General features: G+C 71.0%; 12 protein-coding genes. 6 read left to right on the forward strand and 6 right to left on the reverse strand.

Annotated features, from left to right (window positions below; genetic code table 11):
• Positions 1 to 33 precede the first annotated feature (33 nt).
• Positions 34 to 981, forward strand: a complete 948-nt coding sequence (locus EV671_RS02340; RefSeq protein WP_132569642.1) for an NAD(P)-dependent oxidoreductase — start codon at positions 34 to 36, stop codon at positions 979 to 981.
• A gap of 9 nt (positions 982 to 990) precedes the next feature.
• Here the strand turns inward: EV671_RS02340 and EV671_RS02345 are convergent, their stop codons facing one another.
• On the reverse strand, positions 991 to 3,804 hold the full coding sequence (locus tag EV671_RS02345) for a valine--tRNA ligase (protein ID WP_132569644.1): 2,814 nt from the start codon (positions 3,802 to 3,804) through the stop codon (positions 991 to 993).
• A gap of 169 nt (positions 3,805 to 3,973) precedes the next feature.
• On the opposite strand from EV671_RS02345, the gene EV671_RS02350 reads away from it, so the two are divergent.
• Genes EV671_RS02350 through EV671_RS02360 form a run of 3 tightly spaced genes read left to right on the forward strand, consistent with a single transcriptional unit; the run spans position 3,974 to position 6,200 of the window.
• On the forward strand, positions 3,974 to 4,414 hold the full coding sequence (locus EV671_RS02350) for a hypothetical protein (RefSeq protein WP_132569646.1): 441 nt from the start codon (positions 3,974 to 3,976) through the stop codon (positions 4,412 to 4,414).
• An 8-nt stretch (positions 4,415 to 4,422) separates the two neighbouring features.
• Positions 4,423 to 5,139 (forward strand): response regulator transcription factor, encoded by a 717-nt coding sequence (locus EV671_RS02355; protein ID WP_132569648.1) that lies wholly within the window; start codon positions 4,423 to 4,425, stop codon positions 5,137 to 5,139.
• Complete coding sequence (locus EV671_RS02360) at positions 5,136 to 6,200, forward strand: sensor histidine kinase (RefSeq protein ID WP_132569650.1); 1,065 nt, start codon at positions 5,136 to 5,138, stop codon at positions 6,198 to 6,200. Before EV671_RS02355 ends, EV671_RS02360 begins: the two co-directional genes overlap by 4 nt.
• Positions 6,201 to 6,283: 83 nt before the next feature.
• On the opposite strand, the gene EV671_RS02365 is transcribed toward EV671_RS02360, so the two are convergent.
• Both EV671_RS02365 and EV671_RS02370 read right to left on the reverse strand, forming a co-directional pair.
• Positions 6,284 to 7,261 carry a GMP reductase gene (locus EV671_RS02365; protein WP_132569652.1) on the reverse strand — a complete coding sequence of 326 codons (978 nt, stop codon included), beginning with the start codon at positions 7,259 to 7,261 and terminating at the stop codon, positions 6,284 to 6,286.
• A gap of 155 nt (positions 7,262 to 7,416) precedes the next feature.
• Complete coding sequence (locus tag EV671_RS02370) at positions 7,417 to 8,727, reverse strand: DUF3422 family protein (protein WP_132569654.1); 1,311 nt, start codon at positions 8,725 to 8,727, stop codon at positions 7,417 to 7,419.
• Between the two features lie 108 nt (positions 8,728 to 8,835).
• Between EV671_RS02370 and EV671_RS02375 the strand changes: the two genes are divergently transcribed.
• On the forward strand, positions 8,836 to 9,969 hold the full coding sequence (locus EV671_RS02375; RefSeq protein ID WP_132569656.1) for a beta-ketoacyl-ACP synthase III: 1,134 nt from the start codon (positions 8,836 to 8,838) through the stop codon (positions 9,967 to 9,969).
• Positions 9,970 to 10,060: 91 nt separating this feature from the next.
• Here the strand turns inward: EV671_RS02375 and EV671_RS02380 are convergent, their stop codons facing one another.
• The 3 genes from EV671_RS02380 to EV671_RS02390 are packed head-to-tail and all read right to left on the reverse strand — an operon-like array spanning position 10,061 to position 13,466.
• Positions 10,061 to 11,380 (reverse strand): carbohydrate porin, encoded by a 1,320-nt coding sequence (locus EV671_RS02380; RefSeq protein WP_132569658.1) that lies wholly within the window; start codon positions 11,378 to 11,380, stop codon positions 10,061 to 10,063.
• A complete protein-coding gene (locus EV671_RS02385; protein ID WP_132569660.1) occupies positions 11,377 to 12,804 on the reverse strand; it encodes a sensor histidine kinase in 1,428 nt (475 codons plus the stop codon). Before EV671_RS02385 ends, EV671_RS02380 begins: the two co-directional genes overlap by 4 nt.
• Entirely contained in the window at positions 12,801 to 13,466 is a 666-nt protein-coding gene (locus EV671_RS02390) for a response regulator transcription factor (protein ID WP_132569853.1), read from the reverse strand. The genes EV671_RS02385 and EV671_RS02390 overlap by 4 nt, the downstream gene beginning before the upstream one ends.
• 84 nt (positions 13,467 to 13,550) lie before the next feature.
• On the opposite strand from EV671_RS02390, the gene EV671_RS02395 reads away from it, so the two are divergent.
• A complete protein-coding gene (locus EV671_RS02395; RefSeq protein WP_132569662.1) occupies positions 13,551 to 14,813 on the forward strand; it encodes a TolC family protein in 1,263 nt (420 codons plus the stop codon).
• Positions 14,814 to 14,828 lie beyond the last annotated feature (15 nt).

Raw genomic sequence — 14,828 nt, forward strand, 5'->3', positions numbered from 1 at the left:
CGGTCTGACCCTCGAATCAGCCCCGCTGCCCCGATGACCGTCTTGATCCTGGAACCCCTCGAAGCCGAGGCCGTGCAATGGCTGGCCGAGCGCCATGACGCGCGCTTCGCCCCCGAACTCGTCGGCGACCCGGACGGCCTGCGGGAGGCGCTGCAGGGCTCGCGCGCGCTCGTGGCGCCGCCGGAGGTTCGCATCGACGCCGAGCTGCTGCGCGGCGCGCGCAGCCTGCGCGCCATCGGCCGTGCCAGCGGCGGGGCCGACAACATCGATCTCGAGGCCTGCCGCAAGGCGGGTGTGGACGTCGTGCGTTCGCAGGCGTCCACCGCCAGCGCCGAGGCCGAGTTCGTCATCGGCGCGCTGCTGAGCCTGCTGCGCCGCGTGCCGGTCGAGGGCAGCGACGGCCTCAAGGTCGGCCGCGAGCTGGGCTGCTCGACGATAGGCATCCTGGGCCTGACACCCACCGCCGAGGTGCTGACCCAGCTGCTGCATGCCTTCGGCTCGCGGGTCATCGGCTACGACCCGGCCCTGCACCCGAGCGACGCCATCTGGGTGCGCTGGGGCATCGAGGCCGTCAGCCTGGCCGAGCTGCTGGAGCACAGCGATGGCCTGGTGCTGCTGCTGCCCTATTTCCAGCGCTTTCGCGGCCTTGTCGGCGCGCGCCAGCTGGAGGGCGCCCGGGCGGGCCAGGTGCTGGTCAACCTCAGCCATTCGGGCCTGGTGGACCCGGCCGCGCTGGCCCACGCCCTGCGCGCGGGGCCGCTGCGGGCGGCCTGGTTCGACAGCATGGAGCCGGGCTGGCTGGAATCGGGCCAGCCTCTGCATGGCCTCACGACGCTGCAGGTGACGCCGCGCCTGGCCGGCACGACGCGCGAGTCGCGCGTGCGCGCGGCCTGGGCCGTGGCGCGTGGCATCGACGCCCTGCTGGGCGGGCCGCCTGCCGGCAACAAGGCCCGGGCGAAGGCCGAGCTGGGCTTTTACTGACCCGGCCGCTCAGGCGGGCAGGCGGGCGAGCTGCTCACGCAGTCGCGCCACTGTCTCCTTGAAGCCGGCCACGCGGGCGCGCTCCTGCTCGACGACGGCAGCCGGCGCGCGGGCGACGAAGCTCTCGTTGCCGAGCTTGGCCTCGGCCTTGGCGATCTCGCCTTCCAGGCGCGTGACTTCCTTCGTCAGACGGGCGCGCTCGGCCTCGACGTCGATCTCGACCTTCAGCGCCAGCTTGGCCGCGCCGTGCACCAGCACAGGCGACGTGGCGCTCTGCCTGGCGAACCCGGCGTCGTCGGCGATCAGCTCGACGGCGCTGAGCTTGGCCAGCACCTTGAGCACGGCGGCGGCCTCGGTCAGGAAGGACAGGTCGCCGCCCACCAGCAGCGGCACGCGGTCGCTGGGGCTCAGCGCCATCTCGCCGCGCAGGCTGCGCGTGATGCCGACGACTTCCTTCAGCTGGGCCATCCAGGCGTCGGCATCCGCGTCGATGCGCTCGGGCTGGGCCACGGGGTAGGGCGCCTGGCCGACGTAGTCCGCCGTCTTGCGGCCGGCGATGGGCGCGACGGCCTGCCACAGCTCCTCGGTGATGAAGGGCGCGACCGGGTGCAGCAGGCGCAGCGTCGTCTCCAGCACGCGGATCAGCGTGCGGCGCGTGGCGCGCTGCTCGGCTTCGCCGCCGGTCTGGATCTGCACCTTGGCGATTTCCAGATACCAGTCGCAGTACTCGTCCCAGACGAAGCTGTAGATGCTGTTGGCGACGTTGTCGAGGCGGTACTCGGCGAAGCCCTGGGCGACGGCGGCCTCGACGCGCTGCAGCTCGTTGGTGATCCAGCGGTCCGCCTGGCTGAAGACGTTGTAGCCCGGCGGGCAGGCGCCCTGGTCGTGAGCGAGGCCGCAGTCGTGGCCCTCGGTGTTCATCAGCACGAAGCGCGTCGCGTTCCAGAGCTTGTTGCAGAAGTTGCGATAGCCCTCGCAGCGCTTGGTGTCGAAGTTGATGTTGCGGCCGAGCGTCGCGTAGCTCGCCATCGTGAAGCGCAGCGCGTCGGCGCCGTAGGCCGGCATGCCCTCGGGGAACTCCTTCTTCACGCGCGCCGCCACCTTGGGCGCCGTCTCGGGCTTGCGCAGGCCGGTGGTGCTCTTCTTCGTCAGCGTCTCCAGGTCGCAGCCCTGGATGAGGTCGACCGGGTCCAGCACATTGCCTTCGGACTTGCTCATCTTCTGGCCCTGCGAGTCGCGCACGAGGCCGTGGATGTAGACGTCCTTGAAGGGCACCTGGCCGGTGAAGTGGGTCGTCATCATGATCATCCGGGCGACCCAGAAGAAGATGATGTCGTAGCCGGTCACGAGCACGGAGGAGGGCAGGAAGAGCTGCTGCTCCAGCGTCTTCTCGGGCCAGCCCAGCGTCGAGAACGGCACCAGGGCCGACGAGTACCAGGTGTCCAGCACGTCGGGGTCTCGGGTCAGTTCGCCCAGGTAGCCGGCAGCCTTGGCGCGAGCCTGGGCCTCCTCCTCGCTGCGCGCGACGAAGAGCTCGCCGCCGCTGCCATACCAGGCCGGGATCTGGTGGCCCCACCAGAGCTGGCGCGAGATGCACCAGTCCTGCAGATTGCCCATCCAGTGGTTGTATGTGTTGACCCACTGCTCGGGGTGGAACTTGACCGCGCCGGTCTCGACGGCGGCGATGGCCTTGTCGGCAATGCTCTTGCCGTCGGCGCTCGGCTTGGTGACGGCGACGAACCACTGGTCGGTCAGCATGGGCTCAATGACCTGGCCGGTGCGCTCGCAGCGCGGCACCTGCAGCTTGTGCTTCTTGACTTCGACGAGCAGGCCTAGGGCCTCCAGGTCGGCGACGACGCGCTTGCGGGCGACGAAACGGTCCAGGCCGCGGTAGGTCACGGGGGCGTTGTCGTTGATGCGGGCCTGCAGGTCCAGCACCGAGATCATCGGCAGGCCATGGCGCTGGCCGACGGCGTAGTCGTTGGTGTCGTGGGCCGGTGTGACCTTGACGACGCCGGTGCCGAACTCGCGGTCCACATAGTCGTCGGCGATGACGGGGATCTCGCGCTCGGTCAGCGGCAGCTTCACGAGCTTGCCGATCAGCGCGGCATAGCGTTCGTCCTCGGGGTGGACCATGACGGCCACGTCGCCCAGCATGGTCTCGGGCCGCGTGGTGGCCACGACGACGGAGCCGCTGCCGTCGGCGAGCGGATAGCGGATATGCCACAGCGAGCCGTCTTCCTCCTCGGAGCTGACTTCGAGGTCCGACACGGCGGACTGCAGGATGGGGTCCCAGCTCACCAGGCGCTTGCCGCGGTAGATCAGGCCTTCCTCGTACAGGCGCACGAAAGTCTCGACGACGACGCTCGAGAGCTTCTCGTCCATCGTGAAGTACTCGTGGCCCCAGCTCACCGAGTCGCCCAAGCGGCGCATCTGGCTGGTGATGGTGTTGCCGCTCTCCTGCTTCCAGTCCCACACGCGGGCGACGAAATTCTTGCGGCCCAGGTCGTGGCGACTCTGGCCGGCAGCCTGCAGCTGGCGCTCGACGACGATCTGCGTCGCGATGCCGGCGTGGTCCGTGCCCGGCACCCACAGCGTGTTGAAGCCGCGCATGCGGTGGTAGCGCGTCAGCGAGTCCATCACGGTCTGGTTGAAGGCATGGCCCATGTGCAGCGTGCCGGTCACATTGGGCGGCGGCAGCTGGATGCTGAACGAGGGCTTGGCCGTGTCCAGGGTCGGCGCGTACAGGCCGGCGGCTTCCCAGGCAGGGCCCCAGTGGGCTTCCAGGGCGGCGGGTTCGAAGGACTTGGCGAGTTCGGTCACGGGGCTGGTCTCGGCTGGGCGGGCGGTAGGCAGGGTCGGCGATTTTAAGGGTCGACCCCGATACAAAACGAAACCCGGTGATACCGCGTCGAGATGCTCCCGGGAGGGCCGGCCGGAATGATGAACACCGTCCCAACCACCGGGCCTCGAGCGCCCCAGAGAGCAGGCCATGAACTTCTTTCGTCGCTGGCAAGCACATCACGACTTCCACCATCACTCCATGGGCCACGGCCGTCATGGCCATCCTTTCGGCCGCCACGCAGACGCTGACGGCTTCGTCGAACACATCGCCGCTCGCGTAGGCGCCAAGCTGGACCTCGACGCGGAGCAGCAGCGCCTTCTCGCCGCCTGGTTCGGTCAGCTCCAGCAGCAACGCGCCGCGCTGAAGGGACTGGCCCGCGGCCCCGAGCTGGCCGGCCTCATCGCCGGCGAGCAGTTCCCGCGCGAATCGGCCCAGCAGTTGCTGGACGCCAGGCTCGACGCGCTGCGCGCCGCCGGCCCGGGCGTCATCACGGCCTTCGCCGAGTTCTTCGACGCGCTGGACGGCGAGCAGCGCCAGGTGCTGCGCTTCATGATGCGGCGCTTCGGCCATTCGCGCCGCCGCGAATAATCCGCGCCATGCATCGACTGCTGCTGATCGACGACGACGAGGCGCTGGCCGGCCCGCTGGCCCAATACCTGGCGCGCTTCGACCTGCAGCTCGAAGCCGTCACGCGGCCCAGCGCGGCGCTGGCCCGGCTGGCCGCCGAGCGTTTCGACGCGCTGATCCTCGACGGCATGCTGCCCGAGATGGACGGCTTCGAGTTCTGCCGGCGGCTGCGCGCCGGCAGCGAGCCCTGGCGCGACATTCCCGTGCTGATGCTGACCGCACGCGGCGACCTGACCGACCGCGTCGTCGGTCTGGAGCTGGGCGCCGACGACTATCTGCCCAAGCCCTTCGAGCCGCGCGAGCTGGCCGCGCGGCTGCAGACCATCCTGCGCCGTACGCGGCTGACGCCGGTGGCGGCACCGGCCGCGCCGGCGTCGGCGGCGCGGCTCAGCTTCGAGGGCCTGGAGATCGACACCGCGCGCCGCGAGGTGAGGAGCGAGCGTGGCCTGCTCGAACTGACCGGCACCGAATACGAGCTGCTCCTGCTGCTGGCCCGCGAGCCCGGCCGCGTGTTCTCGCGCGACGACATCCTGAACCGGCTGCGCGGCCAGGAGGCCGAGCTGTTCACGCGGGCGGTCGACATCCTCGTCAGCCGGCTGCGCCGCAAGCTGGAGCCGCTGGTCGCGCTGAAGACGCTGCGCAACGCGGGCTACTGCTTTGCGCTCCCGGAGAAGTTCGCCCCATGAGGCCGCACCACCCCTACGACCACCACTGGCGCGAGCGCAAGCGCCGCAAGCTCGAGCTCGCCTGGCGGCGCGACTGGCGCTGGCGGGCCCGGCATCACTGGCACCAGGGCTGGCATCACCAGCGGGCCCATTTCAAGCATTCGCTCGGCGCACGGCTGATCGCCGTCTTCCTCGTGCTGGCCCTGGTCGGCAGCGCCATCCTGTGGGGCGCGATGGGCCACCCCTATGGCCTGCTGTGGGCCGTGCCGGCGCTGCTGCTGGTCACCGGCTGCGCCTTCGGCGCGATCCGCCACATGGTCCGGCCGCTGCATGCGCTGGCCGTCGGCGCCGAAGCCTTCGGTCGCGGCGAGTTCGGCCACCGCGTGCCGGTCATCCACGAGGACGAGATCGGCGACCTAGCACTGCGCTTCAACCAGATGGCCGCCGACATCCAGGCCATGCTGGACGGCAAGCGCGCCCTGCTGCTGGCCATCAGCCACGAGCTGCGCAGCCCGCTGACGCGTGCGCGCCTGCATGCGGAGCTGGTGGGCGAGGGCGCCTCGCGGGATGCGCTGCTGGGCGAGCTGGCGCAGATGCGCGACCTCATCACGGCGCTGCTGGAGAGCGAGCGCTTGGGGCTAGGCCACCGCGCGCTGCAGCTGGGCGATTGCGACCTGGTGGCGCTGGCGCGCGAGCAGGCCCAGCCCGGCGTGACGCTGCACATCGAGCCCGATCTGCCGGTGCTGCAACTGGACCGGCTGCGCGTGCAACTGCTGTTGCGCAACCTCGTGCAGAACGCGCTGCGCCACAACGATGCGGCGCGAGGTGCGGTTCGGCTCGGCCTCGTGCGCGACGGGGCCGGCGTGCGCCTGAGCGTGCGTGACTTCGGCCCCGGCGTGCCGCCAGAGTCCCTGCCTCATCTGGGCCAGCCCTTCTACCGGCCGGATGCAGCGCGCACGCGGGTCGACGGCGGCGTGGGCCTGGGGCTGTGCCTGTGCCGGCTGGTGGCCGAGGCGCATGGCAGCCGGCTGGAGCTGCGCAACGCCGAGCCGGGTTTCGAGGCGGCGGTGCGCTTCACATGAACAGATGTTCACCCGCGTTCTGGCTTCGCCGGAACGCAGGCCTCGCGCTGCACGCTCGGTGATCGCCTGCCTCCGGCAGCCGTTCACATGAACAGATGTTCACCCGCGTTCTCACCCCCGAGAACGACGTAGTTGACCTTCTTCAGGTCCGCCAGCTGCGTGCCGCCGGCATAGGAGATCGAGCTCTGCAGGTCCTCCTGCATCTCGCGCAGCGTGTCGGCAAGACGGCCCTTGACCGGCTCCAGGATGCGCTTGCCCTCCACATGCCGGTACTCGCCCTTGTTGAAGTCCGAGGCCGAGCCGTAGTACTCCTTGTAGAGCTTGCCGTCGACCTCGACGGTCTGGCCGGGCGAGTCCTCGTGGCCGGCGAACAGCGAGCCGACCATGACCATGCTGGCGCCGAAGCGCACGCTCTTGGCGATGTCGCCGTGGTGGCGGATGCCGCCGTCGGCCACGATGGGCTTGGTGGCCACGCGCGAGCACCACTTCAGCGCCGACAGCTGCCAGCCGCCGGTGCCGAAGCCGGTCTTGAGCCGCGTGATGCAGACCTTGCCCGGGCCCACGCCGACCTTGGTCGCGTCGGCGCCCCAGTTCTCCAGGTCGATGACGCCTTCGGGCGTGCCGACATTGCCGGCGACGACGAAGCTGCCCGGCAGCCTGTGCTTGATGTGGCCGATCATGCGCTGCACGCTCTCGGCATGGCCGTGGGCGATGTCGATGGTCAGGTAGTCGGCGCCCACGCCTTCGGCGGCGAGCCTGTCGACCAGTTCATGGTCGGCCGGCTTCACGCCGACGCTCAGGGAGACCAGCAGGCCCTTGTCGCGCATGGAGCGGGCATAGGCCAGGCTGTCGAGGTCGAAGCGGTGCATCACGTAGAAGTAGCCCTCGCGGGCCAGCATCTCGGTGAAGGGCTCGTCCACCACGGTCTTCATGTTGGCGGGCACGACCGGCAGCTTGAAGCGGCGCGGGCCGAACTGCACCGAGGTGTCGCAGTCCGAGCGGCTCTCCACGCGGCAGCGCCGCGGCAGCAGCAGGATGTTGTCGTAGTCGAAGATTTCCATGTTCAAGTTCGCATCAATCGGCGCGCGTTCATGCAGTGCGCGACCTGGGCTGCGAGCGCTTGACCTGGCGATCCCGGCTGGCGGCCCGCCATTGCAGCGGGCACAAAAAACCGGGCGCCAGAAATTTGGGCCCGGTGATTGATTCTACGCGGTGATCAATGCCCGAAGAACTTGCGGTGGATGCGCCGCGTCGTCCACCACACGGCCGCCAGCACGAGGGGGATGGCGGCGCCCACGGCCAGCTCCGGGCTGACCGGCAGCAGGTCCTCGTGCTTCAGCGCCTTGAAGCCATAGGCCAGCAGGCTGACGACGTAGTAGGTGATGGCCGCCAGCGACAGGCCCTCGACGGTGGCCTGCATGCGCAGCTGGGTGCGCTGGCCGTCGCCGATCTGGGTCAGCAACTGCTGGTTCTGCGACTCGGTCGCGATGTCGACGCGGGTGCGCAGCAGCGCACTGGTGCGCTCGATGCGCTGCGACAGCGCGGCCAGGCGTTGCGCCGTGGCCGTGACGGTCGCGATGGCCGGCGACAGCCGGCGCTGCATGAACTCGCCCAGGGTCTGTACGCCGGCCACCTTGCCCTCGTGCAGCTCGGCGATGCGGTTCTCGACGATGGCGTGGTAGGCCTGGGTCGCGGCGAAGCGGTAGCCGTGGGCGGCGGTGGCGTGCTCGATGCGGGCGGCCGTCGCGATCAGGTCGTCCAGCAGGGCCGCCTCGGAGGCGTCGCGCTGCTCCAGCCGCGCGGTGACGCCTGCAAGGTCGGCTTCCACCTGGGCCAGGGTGGGTGCAAGCGCCTTGGCCACCGGCAGGCCGCGCAGCGCCATCAGCCGGTAGGTCTCCAGCTCCAGCAGGCGCTGCGAGATGCGGCCCACGCGGGTGTCGGGCGTGCCCGGCTCGCTGAAGACCACCAGATGCTCGAAGCCGCTGGCGCGCAGGCGGAAGTCGGTCACGACGATGGAGTGGCCGCCGCCCATCGTCGACGCGACGACCGCGTGCTCGCCGAACCAGCCGCGCGCCTCGGCCAGCGCGCTGGGCGCGAAGGTGAGCGAGCGCTCCAGCAGCACCATCTTGATGGCCACGAAGGTGCGGCCCGGGATGCGGCCCAGCCACTCGGGCGGTACACGCAGCGCCAGCGCGTCCAGCGCGGCGGGGCCGGCCTCCAGCTCGGGCGGCAGGGCCTGCACGACGGAGTAGCGCGTGAACTCGCTGTGCCGCTCCCACTTCAGCGAGAAGCCCTCGCTGCGCAGGCGCAGGAAGTTGCCGTTCAGAGCCTCTGGGGCCAGCGCCTGCTGCCCGGGCAGGCGCTGCAGATGGGCATGCTCCTCGGCGCGGCTGACGCCGTCGTTCAGCACCGCGACGTAGATGATGGCCGCCGGCAGCCGGATGCGGGCAGGCGGGCGGGCGTGGACCTCGTTGTGCAGCACGAGGCGCAGCGGGTCGTCGGCAGGGAGCAGGCTGTCTTCAAGCATGGTGCTGGGCAGGGTTAACCGAGGGGCGGGCCGCCGCAGTGCACCAGGGCGGCCCGATAAAATCATGCCCTTGTTCCAACCTGGGGCGGCGGCGACCCCTTCTCAATCATGCAAGCTTCATTCCCGGCCGTGGTCATCAGCGGCACCGGCCTCTACCGTCCGCCCCACGTCATCACCAATGCCGAGCTGGTCGCGGCCTTCAACGCCTACGCGGACCTGCAGAACGCCGAGCATGCCGCGGCCATCGCCGCCGGCGAGCGCCAGCCGCTGACGCATTCCAGCGTCGAGTTCATCGAGAAGGCCTCGGGCATCAAGCAGCGCTATGTCATCGACAAGGCCGGCGTGCTGGACCCGGCCCGCATGTATCCGCGCTTCGAGCCCCGGCCCGACGAGCAGCTGTCGCTGATGGCCGAGATCGCCGTCGACGCGGCGCGCAAGGCCCTGGCCCAGGCCGGCAAGACCGGTGCCGACGTCGACGCCGTGCTGTGCTCCAGCGCCAACATGCAGCGCGCCTACCCGGCGATGGCGGTCGAGATCCAGCAGGCCCTGGGCGCCGGCGGCTACGGCTTCGACATGAACGTGGCCTGCTCCTCGGCCACCTTCGCGCTGGAGCAGGCGGTCAACGCGGTGCGCACCGGCTCGGCCCGCTGCGTGCTGGTCGTGAACCCCGAGATCACGTCGGCCCACCTCGAGTGGCGCGACCGCGACTGCCATTTCATCTTCGGCGACGTCTGCACGGCCTTGATCGTCGAGCGTGCCGACACGGCCACGGGGGCCGACCAGTGGGAGGTGCTGGGCACCCAGCTGGTCACACAGTTCAGCAGCAATATCCGCAACAACTTCGGCTTCATGAATCGCGCCGAGGACCGCGACCCCAACGACCGCGACCTGACCTTCTACCAGGAGGGCCGCAAGGTCTTCAAGGACGTCGTGCCCATGGCCGCCGCCCATATCGAAGGCCACCTGGCCAAGCTGGGCCTGGAGCCGACACAGATGCGCCGCTTCTGGCTGCATCAGGCCAACCAGGGCATGAACCAGTTCGTCATCCGCAAGCTGGTGGGCGGCGAGGCCGGCAGCGAGATCGCGCCGCTGATCCTGGACGAGTACGCCAACACCGCGTCCGCCGGCTCCATCATCGCCTTCCACCATCACCGCGCCGACCTGGCAGCAGGCGACACGGGCGTGATCTGCTCATTCGGTGCCGGCTATTCCATCGGCAGCGTCGTCGTGAAGAAACGCTGAGTAAAGCCGCCATTGATGCCCTTGCGTACGAGACGCGCGAGGGCCTTCGAGCGCCGTCGGACAGCGCGCAGGCGCTGTCCTCGGTGCGATCTCAGAACTCGGAGTGCAAGCGCACGCCGAGCACGTTGGCGGGTCCCCGCTCCGCGTTGTAACCGGGGTTGCGCAGGCGCTGCAGGTCCAGCGTCGCGCTCAGGCCGGGCGCGAGCTTCATCGCGTAATAGGCCTCGGCGATCTGCTCGCTGGCGTAGTGGCCCAGCCGGCCGTCGCCGACCAGGATGCCCAGGCCGCCGGCCGCGAAATAGCGCTGCGCCGCGCCCGACAGCGAGTTCATCGCCAGCGCGATACCCAGCGTGTGCCCGGGCTGCGACCAGGCCGCGCCGTTCAGCGAGAGGCCCAGGCTCAGCGAGCGGTTGATGTCGGTGAAGTCGAAGGCCTCGGTGCGGCCGTCGTTGCGGCTGTAGCGCAGGAAGCCGCCGAGGTTGGCGGCCAGCTCCTGCTCGGCATTGATGGCGAAGCCCTGCTTGGTTGCCGCCTGCCGCACGCGGGCCGTGTCGACAGGCGCGCCGAGCGCCACCGCGTCGTCGTAGCGGCCCATGCGGGCGAGCGACGCGAAGGCCAGCAGCTTCAGCTTGCCGGGGCGGCCGCCGAGCTGATGGCGGTGCTCGGCCTCGGCCACCCACTGGTGCTGGGCGAAGCTGGCGTCCAGGCGGGTGCCGTTGGGCTCGCGGGACAGCGTGAACAGGCCGACGCGGGCGCTCCAGTCGCCCTGGTTCCACTCCGCCGCGGCGCCCAGGCTGTAGCCCCAGGAATCGGCCGCGTAGTCGAAAGCGCCGGCGTCGATGACGGCCCAGTTCAGGAAATCGGCCCGCGGGTCGTGGGCATAGGCATTGGTGTCGAAGAGGTCGACGATCGAGAACTTGCCGAGCGTGAACGTCAGGTTGTCGGCCGGGCGCGTGCCGGCCAGCTGGTTGGCGGCCGAGTCCTGGGTCTCGCCGGCTTCGCTGCCCTTGCTGCTCAGCACGACGACCTGGCGCAGGAAGGCGCGCGGCAGCTTGCCGTAGGCCGAGTGGTGGCCGACCTTGTAGGCCTCGCCGCTCGGAAAGCCGCCCACGCCCAGCGTGTCGCTGAGGCCGAAGCCGCGGTCGATCTCGGGGTTCAGGTAGAACTCGGCGCCTTGCCACAGCCGCAGGCCGAGGAAGGCGGTGGCGTCCAGCGTCGTCTTGGTGCCTTCGGCGGCCTTCAGGCTGTTGGCGCCCTCGTAGGGCGAGGCGAAATGGTCGTGGCGCTGGGCCACGAGCGTGAGCTGGCCGTGCAGGTTCCAGTTCTCGGGGCCGGCAGCGTCGCCGGCATGGGCGCTGGGGATGTTGAGGGCGAGCAGCAGCGGAGCGGAATGGAGCAGGTGGCGGATCATCGGGGCGGCATTTTCGCCGCATCGGGTGACCGGAATGCGACGCTGGCGCACAGGCCCAGGCCGCCCGGGCCCGCGTCGAGGCGGAAATCGGCCTGCATCAGCTCGGCATAGCGCTGCACGATGGCCAGGCCCAGGCCCGCGCCCTGGCCCAGCCGCGTGCCCTCGTGGCCCTGTCGCCAGCGGGTCTTCAGCGATTCGCGCAGGGCCGCGCCGATGCCGGGGCCGGCATCGGTCACGGTCAGCACGACGTGGCCGGCGTGCTGGCCCAGCTCCAGCCGGATGTGGCCGCGCGCCTCGGGCCCGCGGCCGTAGCGCAGCGCGTTGTCGAGCAGGTTGGCCAGCAGGCCCTCGACCAGGGCGGTGTCGCCCAACGCCCAGGCCGGCTCGTCCAGGCCGCTGGCCTCGAGCTCCATGCCGGCCTTGTCGGCCCGCGCCAGCAGCTGCAGCAGTTGCTGGCGCGCGATGGCGGCCAGGTCCAGGGGCTTGAGCGGCAGGGCCGCGCCGGTCTCGTTGGCCAGGGCCACGGCCAGCAACTGGTCGACGAGGCGGCTGGCGCGCTGCTGGCTTTCCAGCACGGCCTGCAGCTGCTCGCGCCAGCGCGCGGGGTCGTGCTGGGCCAGGCCGTACTCGGCCAGCGCGCGGATGCCGGCCAGCGGCGTGCGCAGCTCGTGGGCCACATTGCCGGCGAACTCGCGCTGCGCGGCCAGCCCTTCGGCCACGCGGCCCAGCAGCGCGTCGATGGCGCTGGCCAGGCCATGCACGTCGCGCGAGGCGGCGCCGGCGAGCAGCCCGCGCGGCAGCGGCGACAGGTCGGCCGCGTCGCGCGTCTCGACCAGTTCCTGCAGCTGCGACAGCGGCTGCAGGTCGCGGTTGACGGCGCGGCGCAGCCAGGCGACCAGGCCGAGCAGCAGCAGCACCTGGGGCGCGATGGAATAGGTCACCAGGCGGCGCAGCAGCGCGCTACGGCTGGTCGTCGTCAGCGCGACGACGATCTGCAGCCGCGGCTCGCGGCGCTCCAGCACGGCGGCGCGCAGCGTCTGGCCCTGGTAGTTCAGGTCGGTGTAGCGGGTGTCGGCGCTGTCGTCTTCGGCCGGCGGCGGGTGCAGGCCGGCGTGGCCGGCGATCAGGTGGCCGTCCAGCCCCTGCACCGCGAAATAGACCATCTCGCTCTGGTCGTAGAGCACGGTGCGGATGTCGTCGGCGCTCATGTTCAGCACCCAGTGCCCGTCCTGTTGCGCCAGGTGGGCGGACAGCAGGTAGGCGTCGTCCAGCATCGCGCGGTCGAAGGCGCGCTGTGTGAAGTAGGACGCGATGCCCAGGGCCAGGGCCGAGCCCAGGCCCCAGGTCAGCAGCAGCGGCAGCGTGACGTGGCGGATCAGGCGCCGGCGCAGCGAGGCACGCGCGCTTGATGGTTCGGGGCTCAAGCCTCGGCCTCGATCAGATAGCCCAGGCCGCGCAGCGTGCGGATGCCCGCGCCGCTGCCCTGCAGCTTCTTGCGCAGCCGCGAGATGAAGGCCTCCAGCGCGTTGGCGGCCAGCAGGTCGTCGAAGCCCGACAGCTTGTCGGCCAGCGTGGCCTTGCTGACGACGCGGCCGGGCGGCGTCAGCAGCTCGCACAGCACGGCGAACTCGCGCGCCGGCAGCTGTAGCGGTTCGGGCCCGATGAAGAGGCGCTGGGTGCGGCGGTCCAGGCTGAGGCGGCCGACGCTGACGCGGTCGTCCAGGTCCAGGCGGCGGCGCACAAGCGCGCGCAGGCGGGCCTCGACCTCGGCCAGGTCGAAGGGCTTGCCGAGGTAGTCGTCGGCGCCCGCGTCAAGGCCGGCGATGCGCTCCTCGGTGCGGTTGCGCGCGGTCAGGATCAGCACCGGCGTGCGGTCGCCGCGGCCGCGCGCGTCGCGCAGCAGTTGCAGGCCGCTGCCATCGGGCAGGGTCAGGTCCAGCAGCACGGCGTCGAAGCCCTGCACCCGCCACAGCCAGCGGGCCTGTTCGGCCGTGGCCGCCAGGTCCACGTGGTGGCCCTCGTCGGCGAGGCTGCGGCTGACGACCTGGCTCAAGGTGGTGTCATCTTCGACAAGCAGGATGCGCATGCCGGCACGGTAGCGCATGAGCCTGACGTCGCGGTGTCCGGCAGGTCAGGTTCTGGTCAGGCCTCGGAGGCGACAAGCTCGTCCATGAAGTTCCCTGTCCTCATCCTCTGCGCGGTGCTCGCGGCCCCGGCTGCCTGGGCCGACGCGCCGGCGCCGCTGAGCCTGGCCGAGGTGCTGCGCGCCGCCGGCAGCAATTTCGACGTCGCCGTGGCGAACTCGGGCCTCGCGGCCGCGCGTGCCGACGTCCTCGCGGCCAACCACGCGCCGTTGCCTCAGCTGACGCTCAAGTCCAGCCAGATGGACCTGCAGCACGGCCTGGGGCGCGGCAACCTGTTCGCCGACAAGCGCATCGACAAGTCCCTGGGCCTGGACTGGACCTGGGAGCGCGGCAACAAGCGCGCGCTGCGCACGGCCGTGGCCGAGGCCGCGGCTACCGCGGCGGCCGGCGACCTGGCCGACGTGCGCCGCCAGCAGCTCGGCCTGGCTCTGGGCGCCGGCGTGGACCTGGCCGCGGCCCAGCAGCGCGTCGACGAAGTCGGCCAGCTCAAGCACAGCGCTGACGACATGCTGGCCGCGATGCGCGCCCGCCACCGCGCCGGCGACATCTCGGCCCAGGACCTGGCGCGCACCGAGATCGAGACCGCGCGCGCCGGTGTCGACCTGGCCGGCGCCGCGGCCGATCGTCGTCGCGCCAGCCTGGCGCTGGCCCGGCTGATCGGCCGCGGCCAGGACGATGTGGGCGTGGACGCCTCGGTCTGGCCGGCCGCTGCGCCGCCTGAGCCGCTGGACGAGGCCCAGCGCAGTGCCCGGATCGCAGGCCGTGCCGACGTGCAGGCTGCCGAGGCCCGCGTGCAGGCCGCGCAGTCGGCGCTGGACGGCACGCTGGCCGCGCGCCAGTCCGACCTGACCTGGGGCGTGTCGGTGGACCATTTCCCCGGCACGTCGACCAAGCTGGTCGAGTTGCGCCTGCAGATGCCGCTGCAGATCGGCTATTCCCAGCAGGGCGAGATCGGCCGCGCCCGCGCCCAGCTGCAGCAGGCCCGGGACCTGGCCGACAAGACCCGGCTGATGGCCGAGGCCGACCTGAACCAGGCCTGGCTGGAGCTGCAGGCCAGCAGCGCGACGCTGGCCGTGCACGAGGCCGAACTGCTGCCCAAGGCCCGCCAGGTGCTGGCCCAGGCCGAGCTGGCCTACCAGAAGGGCGCGATGCCGCTGACCGACCTCATCGACGCACGCCGCAGCCTGCGCGCCGCCGTGCTGGACGCGCTCGCCGCCCGCGCCGACCACGCTCGCGCCGCCGGCGCCTGGGCGCTGCTTACCGACCCCGAATTCGCCAAGACGCCATGAATGCCTTCTCTTTCA

The sequence above is a fragment of the Roseateles saccharophilus genome (assembly GCF_004342485.1).
GTDB lineage: Bacteria > Pseudomonadota > Gammaproteobacteria > Burkholderiales > Burkholderiaceae_C > Pelomonas > Pelomonas saccharophila.